General features: G+C 74.6%; 8 protein-coding genes. 5 read left to right on the plus strand and 3 right to left on the minus strand.

Annotated features, from left to right (window positions below):
* Positions 1-199 precede the first annotated feature (199 nt).
* The 4 genes from ACFYSC_RS25065 to ACFYSC_RS25080 are packed head-to-tail and all read left to right on the plus strand — an operon-like array spanning position 200 to position 10,799.
* Complete coding sequence (locus tag ACFYSC_RS25065; protein ID WP_389966173.1) at positions 200-6,529, plus strand: type I polyketide synthase; 6,330 nt, start codon at positions 200-202, stop codon at positions 6,527-6,529.
* A 21-nt stretch (positions 6,530-6,550) separates the two neighbouring features.
* A complete protein-coding gene (locus ACFYSC_RS25070) occupies positions 6,551-7,945 on the plus strand; it encodes a hypothetical protein (RefSeq protein WP_389966176.1) in 1,395 nt (464 codons plus the stop codon).
* Positions 7,945-9,423 (plus strand): acyl-CoA reductase, encoded by a 1,479-nt coding sequence (locus ACFYSC_RS25075; protein ID WP_389966179.1) that lies wholly within the window; start codon positions 7,945-7,947, stop codon positions 9,421-9,423. The genes ACFYSC_RS25070 and ACFYSC_RS25075 overlap by 1 nt, the downstream gene beginning before the upstream one ends.
* Positions 9,424-9,476: 53 nt before the next feature.
* Positions 9,477-10,799, plus strand: coding sequence for a cytochrome P450 (locus ACFYSC_RS25080; protein WP_389966182.1), 1,323 nt, complete (start codon positions 9,477-9,479; stop codon positions 10,797-10,799).
* Between the two features lie 138 nt (positions 10,800-10,937).
* Here the strand turns inward: ACFYSC_RS25080 and glpK are convergent, their stop codons facing one another.
* Together glpK and ACFYSC_RS25090 are read right to left on the minus strand one after the other, a co-directional pair.
* A complete protein-coding gene (glpK, locus tag ACFYSC_RS25085; protein ID WP_389966185.1) occupies positions 10,938-12,455 on the minus strand; it encodes a glycerol kinase GlpK in 1,518 nt (505 codons plus the stop codon).
* Positions 12,456-12,590: 135 nt separating this feature from the next.
* Positions 12,591-13,448, minus strand: a complete 858-nt coding sequence (locus ACFYSC_RS25090; protein ID WP_389966188.1) for an MIP/aquaporin family protein — start codon at positions 13,446-13,448, stop codon at positions 12,591-12,593.
* 347 nt (positions 13,449-13,795) lie between these two features.
* Between ACFYSC_RS25090 and ACFYSC_RS25095 the strand changes: the two genes are divergently transcribed.
* Entirely contained in the window at positions 13,796-14,953 is a 1,158-nt protein-coding gene (locus ACFYSC_RS25095; RefSeq protein ID WP_389966191.1) for a cytochrome P450, read from the plus strand.
* Positions 14,954-14,995: 42 nt separating this feature from the next.
* On the opposite strand, the gene ACFYSC_RS25100 is transcribed toward ACFYSC_RS25095, so the two are convergent.
* Positions 14,996-15,511, minus strand: a complete 516-nt coding sequence (locus ACFYSC_RS25100) for a 2'-5' RNA ligase family protein (RefSeq protein ID WP_362930163.1) — start codon at positions 15,509-15,511, stop codon at positions 14,996-14,998.
* Positions 15,512-15,567: the final 56 nt, after the last annotated feature.

Here is a 15,567-nt window from a genome sequence, read left to right on the forward strand (position 1 = left end):
CGGCGCGCCCGCGCCGGGGACCGCTCCCGCGTTTCCGTCGGATCTCCGCCCATGAGCGAACGCGAGCTTGGAGAACCCAGTGACTCCTCCGCTTCCTGAAGAAAGCGGCTTCTCGCTTCCCTCTGACGAGGTAGGCGACGGACAAGCCCTGCCCGTTTTGAACACAGAAATCATATCAAGGAAGCAAATTCCCCGCCGGGTGAACCCAGCAGCCCCCTCACCAGGTCCGACGGAAAGCCGATGTGAGCCGATCGCGGTAATTGGGATGGGGTGTCGTTTCCCGTCCGGCATAGACTCCCCCGACTCGCTGTGGCGATTTCTCATCGAACGCGGTGACGCGTCGGGAACGGTTCCGGACGGCCGATGGTCCCCTTATTTCAACATAAGTCCGGAAAATTCCGCTGTGCTGCGGACGACCACCGCCCGCGGCTCCTTCATTCCCGACATCGCGGGGTTCGACGCGGAGTTCTTCGGGATATCCCCGCGCGAGGCCCGGCTGATGGACCCGCAGCAGCGGATGACACTGGAGGTCGCCTGGGAGGCCCTGGAGCACGCCGGCATCCCGCCGCACTCCCTCGCCGGCTCCGACACGGGCGTCTTCACCGGCGTCAGCGCCGACGACTACGGCCGGCGGCTGCTTTCCGACCTGCCCCGGATCGAGGCGTGGACCGGCATCGGCGCCTCCCCCTGCGGGGTGGCCAACCGCGTCTCCCACGCCCTCGACCTGCGCGGTCCCAGTGTGGCCGTGGACACCGCCTGCTCGGCCTCGCTGGTGGCGATCCACCAGGCGTGCCAGAGCCTGCGGCTCGGCGAGATCCCGCTGGCGCTGGCCGGCGGCGTGATGCTGATGGCCGGCCCCGAGCTGAGCGTGGTGCTCGACGCCGCCGGCGCCATCTCCCCGGACGGGCGGTCGAGGGCCTTCGACGCCGCGGCCACGGGTTACGGGCGCGGCGAGGGCTGCGGCGTCGTCGTCCTCAAACTCCTGCGCGACGCCGTCGCCGACCGCGACCGGGTGCTCGCGCTGATCATCGGGAGCGCGGTGCTGCAGGAGGGCAGGACCCCGGGCATCATGGCCCCCAGCCGCGAGGCCCAGGAGCACCTGCTGCGCCGGACGTACCGGACGGCGGGCGTCGACCCGGCCGGCGTCGGCTACGTCGAGGCCCACGGCACCGGGACCCGCGTGGGCGACCCGGTGGAGGCCGGCGCCCTGGCGTCGGTGCTGGGCGCCGGGCGTCCCGCCGGCCGCCCCTGCCTCATCGGCTCGCTCAAGCCCAACATCGGCCACCTGGAGGCGGCGGCGGGCGTGGCGGGGCTGATCAAGGCCGTGCTGTGCCTGGGACACGGGCTCATCCCGCCGACGCCGACCACCGCCGGGCCCACCCCGGCGATCCCCTGGGAGAGCTCCGGTCTGCGGCTGGTCACCGAGGCGACCCGGTGGCCGGAAGCCGGGCGTCCCCGGCGGGCCGGGGTCTCCGGCTTCGGGTACGGCGGCACGATCGCCCACCTCGTCCTCCAGGAGGCCCCGCCCGTCCCGGGTTCCGCACCCGGCCGATCCGGCCCTGCCGCCACGTCGGTCCCCGCCCCGGGTCTCCCGGCCGCGCCACCACCCCTCAGAGATCTCCCGGCCTCCACGTCGATCCCCGCCCCGGATCTCCCGGCCGCGCCACCACGTCCCATGGACCTCCTCCCGGCCTCCGCCGGTTCCCCGGACGACACGGACGACGCGGACGACGGGGTGGTCCGGCCGTACCCGCTGTCCGGCGCCACCGGAGAGGCCCTGCGGGCCAACGCCGCCCGGCTGGCCGCCTGGCTGTCGGAACACGAGGACCCGCCGCTCGCCGCGGTGGCCTCCACCCTCGCCCGCCGCCGCACCCACCTGGCCCGTCGCGCCGTCGTCGTCGCGGCCGGGCGGGCCGAGCTGGTCGAGCGGCTGCGTTCCCTGGCGTCGGGTGACCCGGCCGCCCCGGCCGACCGCACCCCGCCCGAAACCGTACGGCCCAGCCCGAAACCCGCACGACCCGGCCCCGTGGCCGGCCGCACCCCGCCCGAACCCGTACGGCCCGCCCCGGAACCCGCACGACCCGGCCCGCGCGCGGACGTCCGGCAGGTGCGGCGCGACCCGGTGTGGGTGTTCTCCGGGCACGGGGCGCAGTGGGCGGGGATGGGCGCGGACCTGCTCGCCGACGAACCGGCCTTCGCCGCCACGCTGGACCGCCTGGAGCCGGTGTACCGCGAGGAGCTCGGTTTCTCCCCCGCCGACGCGCTGCGCGCCGCCGACCTGGGCGGGACGGACCGGATCCAGGCGCTGACCTACGCACTGCAGACCGGACTGGCCGCCGTCTGGCGTTCGTACGGCGTACGGCCCGGCGCCGTCATCGGGCACTCCGTCGGCGAGATCGCGGCCGCGGTGGCCGCCGGGGTCCTGACCGAGTCCGACGGCGCGCGCCTGGCCTGCCGCCGTTCCCGGCTGCTGCGCCGGGTCGCGGGGGCCGGGGCGATGGTGATGGTCGGCCTGTCCCGCGAGGAGACGGCCGCCCTGCTCACCGGCGACGGGAGCCGGGGCGGGAACGGGGACGGGGAGCTGTGTCCGGCGGTGTGGGCCTCGCCGTACTCCACCGTCGTCGCCGGTGACCGGGAGGCGGTGGAGCGGGCGGCCCGCCGCTGGCGCGCCCGGGGGATCGCCGTCCGCGAGGTCGCCTCCGACGTGGCCTTCCACAGCCGCCACATGGACCCCCTGGTCGCCGACCTCGCCGCCGCGGTCAAGGACCTTCCGGCGGGCCCCGCCCCGGTCCCCCTCTACACGACCGCCCTGGCCGACCCGAGGGACCCGGCCGAGCGCGACGCGGCGTACTGGGCGCGAAACCTCCGCGACCCCGTCCGTTTCGCCGCGGCGGTGGGCGCCGCCGTGGAGGACGGCCACCGGACCTTCCTGGAGGTCTCGGCGCACCCGGTCGTGAGTCACTCGATCGGTGAGGTCCTCGCCGCGGCCGGGGCGACGGACGCCCTCGTCACGCACAGCCTGCGGCGTGGCCGGCCCGGACGGCGCGTCCTCCTCGGCGGCCTGGCCGACCTGCATTGCGACGGCGTGCCCGTCGACTGGCCGGTGCTCTGCCCGGGTGACGACCTGGTGGATCTGCCGCGATACGCCTGGCGGCACCGGACGCACTGGGCGGCCCCTCCGCCCGCGACGGCCGGCGGACCGGGCCACGACCCGGACCGCCACACGCTGCTGGGCGGACGGGAGACGGTGCACGGCGCCTCCCCGGCGCAGGTGTGGCGCACCCGGCTCCGGTACGGCAACCGTCCCTACCCCGGGGAGCACCCCGTGCGGGGGACCGAGGTGGTGCCGGCGGCCGTGCTGCTCAACACGCTGTTCGCGGCGGCCGGGGAGGTGTTCGGGGGGACGCCGGACCTGGCCGGGGTGTCGTTGCGGGTGCCCCTGTCCCCCGCCGTTCCCCGGGAGGTCCAGGTGGTCTGCCAGGACGGGACGTTGAGGTTGTCCTCCCGGCTGCTCCGTGACGCCCCCGCCGGACCGCCGCCGTCCACCGGCGCGGACGGGACCGGCCGGGGCGCGGACGGGTCCCGTCAAGGAGCGGACGGGCCGGGCGGACGCGGGGAGACGGCCGACGAGTGGCTCACCCACACGACGGCGGCCGTCGTCCCGCCGGGCGGCGAGGCCCTCGGGCCGTCGTCCCCGCCCGTCCGCCGGAAGGCATGCGGTGGGAAGACGCCCGGCGGGAAAGTGCTCGGTGGGAAGACGCCCGGCGGGAAGGCGCTCGACCCGGGTCTCGTGGTCGGCCGGCTCGCCTCGGTCGGGGTGGCGTCGATGGGCTTCCCCTGGCGGATCGAGGAACTGCGCCGGGCCGGCGGCACGCTCATCGCGACGGTCACCGTCGTCCCCGAGAAGCCGGGCACCCCTGAGAAGCCGGACGCACCCGGAAAGCCGGATATTTCCGAGAAGCCGGGTGTATCCGAGAAACCGGGACACGCCGGGGACACCCGCGTCGCGGCGGTCACCGACGGCGCGCGCACCGACGCGGTCACCGCCGCTCCCGGAGAGAGCCCGGACTCCCCTGCCTGGGCCGGTGTCCTGGACGCCGCGTTCTCCGTCGCCTCGGTGGCCCTTCCCGGCCCGGTGCGCCTGCGGATGCCCGCCCACGTGGACCACGCGGCTCTGACCGGCGAGCCGCCGTCCCGCGCGGTGATCGAGGTACGGCCGACCGGCACCGGCCGCACACCCGATGGGCAGCCGTCCGGCAGCAGCGTCACACCCGCCGCCGATACGGGCACCGGGTCCGGCAACGGCATCACGCTCGCCACCGACACCGACACCGACACCGACACCGACACCGATGGCGCGGCCGTCGGCGGCACGGGCACCGGATCCGGCGCCGCCGTGGACGTCGAGATCCTCGACGGGCGGGGCGTCCCCGTCGCCCGGCTGCTCGGGCTGCGGTTCGGCGAGCCGGACGCCGGCCCGTACCCCGGTTCCCACGGCGATGGTTCCCACCGTGACACGGAGGACGCGAAGGACACGGACGGCACGGACGGCACCGGCGGCACCGGCGGCACGGCGGGCCTCGTCCATGAAGTGGCCTGGCACCCCCTTGAGGTCACCGAGCGGCGTCTTCCGCGCACCGTCCTCCTGACCGGCGCCGACCCCGCCCTCCGCGAGGCGCTGGACGCCTTCCTGTCCGGCGCCGGATCGTCCCTGGAGGTCGCCGCCGGCCCGGACGACCTCGTACGGCGCGCCGGGCGGCTCTCCGCCGCCGACGCGGTGCTCCTCGCTCCTCGCCTGTCGCCGTCCGCGGCGCCGTACGACCTGGACGCGGTCCCGTCGCCGTACCGTCCCGGCCGGTCCGCGCCGCCGGGCGATCCCGATCCGTCCGCGTGGCCGGACGGCGCCGGTCGGTCCGCGCCGCCGGGCGGCGCCGATCCGTTCGCGTCACCGGACGGCGTCCGTCGGTCCGCGTGGCCGGACGGGCTCGATCCGGCGGAGGCGGCGGCGCGTCATGCGATCCTCCTCACCGGGACGGCGCGGCTGCTGGCCGCGACCGTGCCCGTCGGCGGCCCGCGCCTGTGGTGCGTCACCCGGGGCGCGCGCGAGGCGCGGGACGAGGCGGCGCTGGCGCAGACGTCCCTGTGGGGCCTGGGCAGGGTGGTCGCGGGCGAGTACCCCGACCTGTGGGGCGGCCTCGCCGACCTGCCCCCGCGCCCCGGAAGGGACGACGTCGCGGCCCTCGCACGGCTGCTGGGCGGCCGGTGGGACGAGGACGTCATCGGCGTCGACCGCGGCGCGGCCTCCACCACGCGGCTCGTCCCCGCCGCTCCGGCCGGCGCGGCCTCCGGCGTCCGGTGCCGGGCGGACGCCACCTACGTCGTCACCGGCGGGACGGGGGCGCTCGGGCTGCGGGTGGCCCGCCGGCTGGCCGAGCGGGGCGCCAGGCGGCTGGTCCTCATCGGCCGCACCCCCCTGCCTCCGCGCGCGCGGTGGAACGGCGACGGCCATCCCGCCGTCGCGGTGGTCCGCTCACTGGAGGCGACGGGAGTGACGGTCCGGACGATCGCCGCCGACGTCGCCGACCACGACCGGATGGCCGGCCTCCTCGCGCCCGACGCCCTCGGCATGCCTGCCGTACGGGGGGTCGTGCACGCCGCCGGGGTCGTCGACGACCGGTTGCTGCGCGACCTCGACGGCCCGGCGATCCGGGCGGCGATGCGGCCGAAGGTCGCCGGGGCGCTGATCCTGCACGATCTCTACCCGCCCGGCGGCCTGGACTTCCTGGTGCTGTTCTCCTCCGCCGGGCAGTTGCTGCGGTTGCCGGGGCAGGGCGCGTACGCGGCGGCGAACGCCTTCCTCGACGGCCTCGCACGGCACCGGCGGTGCCGGGGGGACCGCGACACCGTCTCGGTGGCGTGGACGAGCTGGCACGGGCTCGGCATGTCCGTGTCGTCCGCGGTCACCGACGCCGAGCTGCGCGTCCGGGGGACCGCGGGCATCACGGCCGAGGAGGCGCTGCGGGCGTGGGACCGCGCGGACCCGCGCGCGGCGGGGAACCTGGCGGTGCTGCGCGTCCTGCCCGGCGGGGCGCGCGCCGGGCGTCCCCGCGTCCTGGCGGCGATCCCCGACGCCACCGCGTCCGGCGCCACCGGGCCCGCCGGCGAGGCGGCGAAAGGCACCGGCACCGGCACCGGCACAGGCACAGGAGACGGGGCCGGAAGCGGGACCGGAGGGGGAGCCGGGGTCTCCTGGAGGGACCTCGACGGCCCCGAGCTGCGCGCGTTCCTGCTGGCGGAGACGGGACGGGCCGCCGCCGAGACCCTGCGCGCCGAGCCCGGCGCGCTGGACCCGCACCGGCCGCTCGCCGAGATGGGCGTCGACTCCCTCCTGGCGACGCTGCTGCGGTCCAGGCTCCAGGAGCGTCTGGGGCTCACCCTGCCGGCCACGCTGCTGTGGAACCGGCCCGCGATCTCCGACATCGCCGACTACCTGGCCGAACTGCGCGCGGCCGGCTCTTCCCTCCCCTGAGACAGGTTCTAGGAGCACATCATGATCACCGGCCCCGACGTCCGCCTCTTCGCGGACGACCCGATGGAGTTCTTCGGCGGTTCACGCCACGCCATGCACGCCCTGCCCCCGCACGACCTCGCCGCCCTCCAGCTCGCGGCGCTGCGGCTGCGCTTCGCCGAGCTGCGCGACCGGCTGCCGGTGCTCCGCGCGATGGCCGACGAGCAGGGCATCGACGGGATCACCCGGCTCGACGACGCGGCCCCGCTGCTGTTCCCGCACACGATCTACAAGTCGTACCCGGCGGCGCTGCTGCTGGAGGGCAGGTTCGACCGGCTGACGACCTGGCTGTCGCGGCTCGTCACCGTCGACCTGTCCGGCCTCGACGTCTCCGGGTGCGACTCCATCGACGGATGGCTCGGCCTGCTGGACGACCGGACCGAGCTGCGCCTGGCCCACTCCTCCGGCACCTCGGGCACGATGTCGTTCATCCCGCACACGCGCGAGCAGTACACCGGGCTCTACGACATCGTGCGGCTGGAGGTCCTCCCCGGCCCGGAGCGGCGCGAGGAGCGCCTCGACGTCGTCTGGCCCGGGTTCCGCACCGGCCGCAGCGGCATCGACCGGCACGCCGCCGCCATGGCGGAGCGGATCGCGGGGTCGCCGGACCGGTTCCACAGCGCCCACCCGGGGCCGCTCAGCGCCGACGTGATGTTCCTCGCCGCCCGGCTGCGGGCCGCGGCCGCCCGGGGCGAGGCGGGACGCGTGGAGATCCCGGCGGCGCTCCGGGAGCGCCGCGCGGAGTTCGAGGAGGCGCAGCGGGCCGCCGCGGCCGGGATGGGCCGGTACGTCGAGGAGCTGGCCGGGCGTCTCGCGGGCCGGCGGGTCGTCTCGCTCGGCCTCTGGGCCACCTACCACGAGATGGCCGCGGCGGGCCTCGCCCGCGGCATCGAGGGCGTCTTCGCGCCGGACTCGGTGATCTTCCCCGGCGGCGGCGCGAAGGGCACGGCCCTGCCCGCGGACTGGGCAGGGGACGTCGAGCGGTTCGCCGGGGTGCCGGCCCTGCGGTACTGCTACGCGATGGCGGAGGTCATCGCGCTCAACCTGATCTGCCCGCGCGGCCGCTACCACATCGAGCCGTGGGTGATCCTGTACGTCCTGGATCCGGACACCGGTGCCCCACTGCCCCGCGAGGGGACGCGGACCGGCCGGGCCGCGTTCTTCGACCTGCTGGCCGACGTCTGCTGGGGCGGCTTCGTCTCCGGCGACGAGGTCACCGTCGACTGGTCGCCGTGCGGCTGCGGGCGCACCACCCCCCACCTGTCCATGGACATCGGCCGCTACAGCGACCGGCGGGGGGACGACAAGATCACCTGCGCGGCGACCCCGGAGGCTCTCAACGACGCGCTGGACTTCCTCAACGGGGCGCTGCTCTGATGGGCGCGCCGACGATCCCGGCGTTCGTCCGGGGCGAGACGGTCTGGGACGACCCGGTCGGCTTCGGCGGGACCGGTGAGGCGTGCGCGTTCCGCGCGCCCGACCCGGTGACCCTGCTGGACCGGCTGCCGCTGACCGACCCGCTGCGCATGCGCGACCTGGCCGGGGTCACCACCTCCGACGTCGTCGACTACCTCGCCGAACTGGGGCCGCGGCTCCGCCTTTCGGTGAACGGTTTCCTGCGGGAGGCCCTGGAGCACTCGGCGGCGTGGTCCGACATGACGCCGCCGGTCCTCCTCGCCTGCTACGAGCAGCTCCCGTCGCTGTTCACACCCGAGGCCGTCCGGGCCGTCGCCGAGGGCACGGTCGGCTCCCGGTTCCTGGACGGCTGGCAGGAGGTGGCCTCGCCCGGCGGCGGGACCGCGGCGGTGCGGGCCGTGGGGGCCCGCGCGGTGCACGTCATCGCGGGCAACAGCCCGATCATCGCGGCCGTCACGATCATCAGGAACGCCCTCGTGCGCGGCGACGCCGTGATCAAGACCCCGGCGAACGACCCGCTCACCGCGGTGGCCATCGCCCGGACGATGGCGGAGACGGCGCCCGGCCACCCGCTCACCCGGCACCTGGCCGTCGCCTACTGGAAGGGCGGCAGCGCCGCCGTCGAGGACCGCCTCTACCAGCCGGGGAACATCGACAAGATCGTGGCGTGGGGCGGGCTCGCGTCCGTCCGGCACGTCACCCGCTACATCCAGCCCGGCGTGGAGCTGGTCACCCTCGACCCGAAGCTCAGCGCCACGATCGTCGGCGCGGAGGCGTTCGCCGACGAGGCGAGCATGGCCGAGACCGCCCGGCTGGCCGCCGTGGACGTCGGCGCGCTGAACCAGCTCGGCTGCTTCAACGCCCGCGTCGTCCACGTCGTCACCGGCCTCGACGCCGCGGGCCTGGAACGCGCCGAGCGCTGGGGAGAGCTGCTCCACCGGGAGATCCTGCGGCTGCCCGCCGCGGTGAGCACCCCGGCGCGGTGGTTCGACCCGGAGCTGCGGGCGTCGCTGCGGGCGCTGCGGACCAGCCCCGACTGGTACCGCGTCATCGGCGGCCGCGACGACGAGGGGGCGGTGGTCGTCTCCCGGGTGGCCGAGCCGGTCGACTTCCACACCGCGCTGTCGGGCCGGGTGGCCAACGTCGTGCCGGTGGCCTCGCCGCGGGACGCGCTGAAGGCCATGAACGCCTACACCCAGACGGTCGGCGTCTACCCCGAGTCGCTCAAGCGGCGGCTGCGCGACCTCCTCCCGTTGTACGGCGTGCAGCGCCTGGTCTCGCTCGGCTACGCCACCCGGTTCCGGCCGGACGTGCCCCAGGACGCCATGGAGCCGGTCCGCCGCATGGTCAAGTGGATCGTCGACGAGACCTGCTCCCCCGGCGACGTCCACCCCCTCGGTCACCTGGACCTTCGGGCGGAGCCCTGGGGGCGGTCGTGACGGGCGCGCGCGGCGTCCGGGGCGCGGGAGACGGCCCGGTGAACGGGGCCGCGGTGACCGGGACTCCGGCCGGCGGCGGGACGGCTGCCGGGGACACGGCGAACGAGGCTCCGGCGAACGGCGGGACGGTGGAGGACCCGCGGCGGACCGTCGAGCGGCTGGCCGCCGACTTCGACCACCACGACCCCGAACTCACGCCCGACCTGGCGCTCCTGGTCCACCGGGAGATCCGGGAGACGACGCCGGTCGCCTACTCCCGCGCCCACGGCGGGATGTGGATCCTGTCCCGCTACGACGACGTCCGCGCCGCACTCCGGGACCACGAGACGTTCAGCTCGGCCTCCGGGGTCTTCTTCCCGCGCGCCGAGGGCACCCCGCCGTTCGCGCCCCTGGAGTACGACCCGCCCGAGCACACCCGTTTCCGCGCCTTGATGAAGCCGCCGCTGCTGCTGCCCGAGGCCCGTCGGCTGGCGCCGGAGATCGCGGACCTGGTCGCCCGCGCCGTACGGCCCGTCGTCGAGCGGGGCGGCGGAGACCTGGTGCGTGAGCTGGCCGTGCCGCTGCCGCTGGCGGTGGTGTCGCTCGCCGTCGGCTTCTCGGCGGACGCCCGCGACCGCATCCGCGACCTGACCAGCAACACCTGGGCGCGGATGCCGAGGGACGGCGACGCGGGCGGCTTCTGGCCGGCGTTCGCCGAGCTGTTCCAGTCGGAGATCCGCCGGGCCCGCGCCCGGCCCGGCGGCGACCACCTGTCCGTCCTGGTCCGCGAGGAGATCGACGGCCGCCCGGTCACCGACGCCGAGCTGCACGTCATGCTGGTCGCCTACGCCATCGCCGGCCACGAGACCTCCATGAACACCCTGGCGCACCTGCTGCGGCACCTGGCGGAGCGCCCCGATCTGCAGGACCGGCTGCGCGCCGAGCCGTACCTGATGCCCGCGGCGGTGGAGGAGGCGCTGCGGCTGTGGACGCCGGTCGACCACGGCACCCGGCTGACCACGAGGGACGTCGTGGTCGGCGGGGTCGTCATCCCGCGCGGGTCACGGGTCGTCCTGCTGGCCGGCGCGGCCAACCGCGACCCGCGGGCCTTCCCCGGGCCGGAGGAGTTCCGGCTGGACCGGACGCCGAACCGGCACCTGACCTTCGGGCACGGCATCCACTTCTGCGTCGGCGCCCACCTGGCCCGCGTGGAGTTCCTCGCCGTCCTGCGCGAGCTCGCCCGGCACCCGGACTACGAGCTCGCGGGCGAGACCCGCCGCTACTACGAGAACGGCCGGCACATCTGCCTGGACCGGCTGCCGGTACGGTTCCGCACCGCCCAAACCGCCCGGCCGAACGGACGACCCGGGCGTCCTGCGACGTGCCAAGACGTTTAGGGACGTCCAGGGACGCTCAAAGATGGACTGGGACGCCCCAGGACGTCGCACATAGTGATCTGGGACGCCCCGGGACGTCTCAAGGTGTCCTCGGACGTCCCGGGGCGTTCTGTGACGGCGAGCGGGGAGCCTCGGCGGCTACGACACGTCCACCCAGTCGAGGGTGCGGTTCACCGCCTTCTTCCAGCCGGTGTAGCCCTCGGCCCGCTGCTCGTCGGACCACCGCGGCTCCCAGCGCCGGTCCTCGTTCCAGTTCTGCTTCAGCTCCTCGGTGGACTTCCAGAAGCCGACGGCGAGCCCGGCGGCGTAGGCGGCGCCCAGGGCGGTGGTCTCGGCGACGACCGGCTTGGAGACGGGCACGCCCAGCACGTCGGCCTGGATCTGCATGCACAGGTCGTTGGCGGTGACGCCGCCGTCGACCCGCAGCACGTCCAGGGTGACGCCGGAGTCCTGCCGCATCGCCTCGACCACGTCGCGGCTCTGGTAGCAGATCGCCTCCAGGGTGGCGCGGGCCAGGTGGGCGTTGGTGTTGTAGCGCGACAGGCCCACGATCGCGCCCCGGGCGTCGGAGCGCCAGTAGGGGGCGAACAGGCCGGAGAACGCCGGCACGAAGTAGATGCCGCCGTTGTCGGCCACCTGGCGGGCCAGCGCCTCGCTCTGTGCGGCCCCGGAGATGATGCCGAGCTGGTCGCGCAGCCACTGCACCGCCGAGCCGGTCACCGCGATCGACCCCTCCAGCGCGTACACCGGCCGCTCGTCGCCGAACCGGTAGCAGACGGTGGTCAGCAGGCCGCTCTTGGAGCGGACCGGCTCGTGGCCGGTGTTGAGCAGCAGGAAGTTGCCGGTGCCGTAGGTGTTCTTGGCCTCACCCGGGGCGAAGCAGACCTGCCCGACCGTCGCGGCCTGCTGGTCGCCCAGGTCACCGGAGAGCGGGACCTCCCCGCCGAACGGGCCGTCGGGCCGGGTCGTGCCGTACAGGCCCGGATGCGAGGAGGGGAGGATCTTCGGCAGCATGGCGCGGGGGATGCCGAAGAACGACAGCAGCTCGTCGTCCCACTCCAGCGTCTCGAGGTCCATCAGCATGGTGCGGCTGGCGTTGGTGGGATCGGTGACGTGGACCCCGCCGTCGACACCGCCGGTGAGATGCCACAGCAGCCAGGTGTCGGTGTTGCCGAAGATCGCCTCGCCGTCCTCGGCGGCCTGCCGGACCCCGTCGACGTTCTCCAGGATCCACTGGATCTTCCCGCCGGAGAAGTAGGTGGCCGGCGGCAGGCCCGCCTTACGGCGGATGACGTCGCCGCGGCCGTCGCGGTCCAGGGCCGAGGCGATGCGGTCGGTGCGGGTGTCCTGCCAGACGATCGCGTTGTGGTACGGCCGGCCGGTGCGCCGGTTCCACACCACCGCGGTCTCGCGCTGGTTGGTGATCCCGAGGGCGGCCAGGTCGGACGCGGACAGGTTCGCCCTGTTGAGAGCCGTCTGGACCACCGAGCGGGTGCGTTCCCAGATCTCCACGGGGTCGTGCTCGACCCAGCCGGCCCGGGGCAGGATCTGCTCGTGTTCGAGCTGGTGGCGGGCGATCTCGTTGCCGCCGTGGTCGAAGATCATGAATCGGGTGCTCGTCGTTCCCTGGTCGACTGCTCCGACGAAGTCAGGCATGAGGGTCGTGTCTCCTTCGGCACTCGGTCGGTCCGCCGTGGCCTCTCCCGGTCCGGCGGCTTACGGGGCGGCCTGCGCGCGGTCTCCCGGCCGTTCTCGTGTACGGTCCCCGGACGGACATGTCAGACGGACACGTCAGACGGGCTCGCTGCCGGCCCGCGCCCGGCCCGCCTCGGGCTCGTCGGCCGGCACCGGCACCCGGCCCGCCTCGGGCTCCTCGCCGGGCGGCAGGAACCGGGCCACCATGATCTGGTAGAGGCCCGCGCCGAGCAACCCTCCGATCAGCGGGCCCACGATCGGCACCCAGAAGTAGAGATGCCCGTGCTGATCCTGCCAGGCGGTCTCGTAGCCGGTGAGGAAGGACGCCAGGCGCGGCCCGAAGTCGCGGGCGGGGTTGATGGCGTAGCCGGCGTTCGTGCCCCAGGCCATGCCGATCGCCACCACGATCAGGCCCACCACGAAGGGCGCGAGGTTCGCCGCGGGCGCGGAGTTGCGCAGGTCGGAGACGGCGAGCACGAGCAGGAGCAGGATCGCGGTCCCGATCACCTGGTCACGCAGCGCACCCCAGGTGTCCACGGGCAGGGTGCCGTTGCCGGGCAGCGTGGAGAAGACGCCCTGCGTCTTGATCGTCAGTCCCGGGTCGGCGGCGTGCAGCACCTCGGTGTGGTTCCACCGCACGATCAGCGCGGCGACGAACGCGCCCGCGGTCTGCGCCAGCGAGTAGGGAAGCACCTTGCGCCAGGGAAAACCCTTGAACGCGGCGAGCGCGACGGTGACGGCGGGGTTGAGGTGCGCCCCGCTGATCCGGCCCGCCACGTAGACGCCGAGGGTGACGCCCAGGCCCCAGGCCCAGGCGATGCTGTCGTGATCGCCGATCCCGCCCGCGACGACCTGGGCGACGACCGCCGTTCCGAACAGGATAAGGACCAGGGTTCCCGCGAACTCGGCGGCCAGCTCGCCGAGCATGCCCCGGGCTCTCACAGATTCCGTCACTTCTCCTCCTCATCGTGCCGTGCTGCGGCGCGGGCCGTACCCGGCTCGATGCGGCTACCGGGGGGCCGGCGGACAGCCATGGAGGAAGGCCACCGAAATCCGGCGACCCTCGCACAATTCGGACGTTAAGGTCATGATGATCAACGGTCAACCGAAACAACAGAGAAATGTTCCGGTATTTCGGCCCGTCTCCGCCATGGCGGTACCGCCGATCGTGACGCGCGCACCGGGCCGTCACGCCCCCGGTGAACCGGGACGCGGCCCTTGCCGTACCCGGCCGGACGTGTAACGGTCGAAGAAGGTCCGATCGCGAGTATCAGGGGGATACGTTTCGCATGGAGAAAAGGATGCCGTTCGAGCGGGAGAACCTACTCGACCTGGCCGAGACGTACCGGGAGCTGCGCACGACCGAGCCGGTGGCGCGGGTCCGCACCTACGTGGGCGACCCCGCGTGGCTGGTCTCCGGTTATGAGGAGGCCAGGCAGGCCCTCTCCGACCCGCGCCTGGGCCGCTCGTCCCCGGATCCGGAGCGCTCCTCCCGGATCTCGGACTCGGTGCTGTTCGGCGGCCCGCGCGATGACATCGAGACCGAGAAGTCCCGGCACCAGCGGATGCGCCGGATGCTCACCCCGGCCTTCTCCGCGCGCCGGATGAGCGCCATGCGGCCGCGCGTCCAGGAGCTCGTCGACGACCTCCTCGACCGCCTGGCCGAGATGCCGAAGCCGGCCGACCTGCACGAGGCGCTCTCCGTCCCGCTGCCCATCCTGGTGATCTGCGAGCTGCTCGGCGTGCCGTACGGGGACCGCGACCACTTCAGGAGGCTGGCCGACGAGATGGGGATGCTGGGCGACCCCGTACGGGCCCAGGCGGCGATCGACGCCATGACCGACTACACCGGGAAGATCCTCGCCGAGAAGCGGGCGCACCCGGCCGAGGACGTCTTCTCCGACCTGGCCACCATGGACGCCTCCGACGACGAGGCCGCCAGGCTCGCGGGAGGGCTGCTGTTCGCGGGCCACGAGACCACGGTCAGCCGGATCGACTACGGCGTGCTCCTGCTGCTGTCCGACCCTGAGCAGCGGGACGCCCTGGTCGCCGACCCGTCGCTGGCGGACGCGGCGGTGGAGGAGATCCTGCGTCTGGCCGCGCCGAGCGACCACGGCCTGCCCCGCTACGCCCAGGAGCCGGTCACCGTCGGCGGCGTGGCCCTCGAACCCGGCGAGGCGGTGGTCGTCTCCATCCAGTCGGCGAACCGCGACGAACGGGCCTTCCCGGACCCCGACCGGTTCGACCTGCGCCGCCCCGCCGGGGAACCGCACGTCGGGTTCGGCTACGGCTCGCACTTCTGCATCGGGGCGAGCCTGGCCCGGGTGGAGCTGCGGGCGGTGTTCGGCACGCTGTTCCGGCGCTTCCCCGGCCTGGCCCTGGCGGTGCCCATGGAGGAGATCCAGGCGCGCCCGAACGCCCTGACCGGCGGGCTCATCGGCCTGCCCGTCACCTGGTAGCCCGGCCGCCCCGAAAAGGGAGCGACCGGGACCGGGGACGGCTCAGGGCAGGGGGATGAAGGAGTCGCGGGCGTGGTCGGCGACGGCGGCGCCGACCACGGTCGCCTCGATCGGCAGCACGTCCATACAAAGGCGGATCGCGTCCACGAGCATCGGGCTGGGAACCCGCATGGACAGCGTGCAGTGCGGCACCCAGCGACCGGGCCGGTAGACGTCGAAGCCGCCGATCCCGGCCCGGCCGAGCCGCTCGTGCACCGCCGCGTGGTGGGCGAGCAGCTCCGGCGTCGGGATCGGGCCGAGCCAGAGCACCCGGCCCAGGAACTGCCCGACGAAGTCGAAGCGCAGCTCGAACGGCGCCGCCACCCGCATGTCCCGCAGCGCCGCGACGACCCCGGGGCCGTCGAGCCGGGGAGCGCCGATGAGCGAGACGTGGGGACGGTGCCGGCCGCTGAGCAGGTCGCGCATCGACGGCACCTCCGCCCGCGCCAGCGCGTCCCACAGCGTCCTGATGCGTTTCTCCGCGGCGGGATCGAGATAGAGCTCCAGGGCGGCGACCATGAGGGAAGGGTAGAGCCTTTCCCGCCGGCCCCCACCCCGCCGGGTCACCGACGAGT

The sequence above is a fragment of the Streptosporangium sp. NPDC004379 genome (genome assembly GCF_042873875.1).
In the GTDB taxonomy this organism is placed as follows: Bacteria; Actinomycetota; Actinomycetes; order Streptosporangiales; family Streptosporangiaceae; genus Streptosporangium.

Excerpts from the sequence above, each read along its gene's own strand:
- glpK (WP_389966185.1), bottom strand. The coding sequence starts at position 12,455 with ATGCCTGACTTCGTCGGAGCAGTCGACCAGGGAACGACGAGCACCCGA.
- ACFYSC_RS25070 (WP_389966176.1), top strand. The coding sequence starts at position 6,551 with ATGATCACCGGCCCCGACGTCCGCCTCTTCGCGGACGACCCGATGGAG.
- ACFYSC_RS25095 (WP_389966191.1), top strand. The coding sequence starts at position 13,796 with ATGCCGTTCGAGCGGGAGAACCTACTCGACCTGGCCGAGACGTACCGG.
- ACFYSC_RS25100 (WP_362930163.1), bottom strand. The coding sequence starts at position 15,511 with ATGGTCGCCGCCCTGGAGCTCTATCTCGATCCCGCCGCGGAGAAACGC.
- ACFYSC_RS25075 (WP_389966179.1), top strand. The coding sequence starts at position 7,945 with ATGGGCGCGCCGACGATCCCGGCGTTCGTCCGGGGCGAGACGGTCTGG.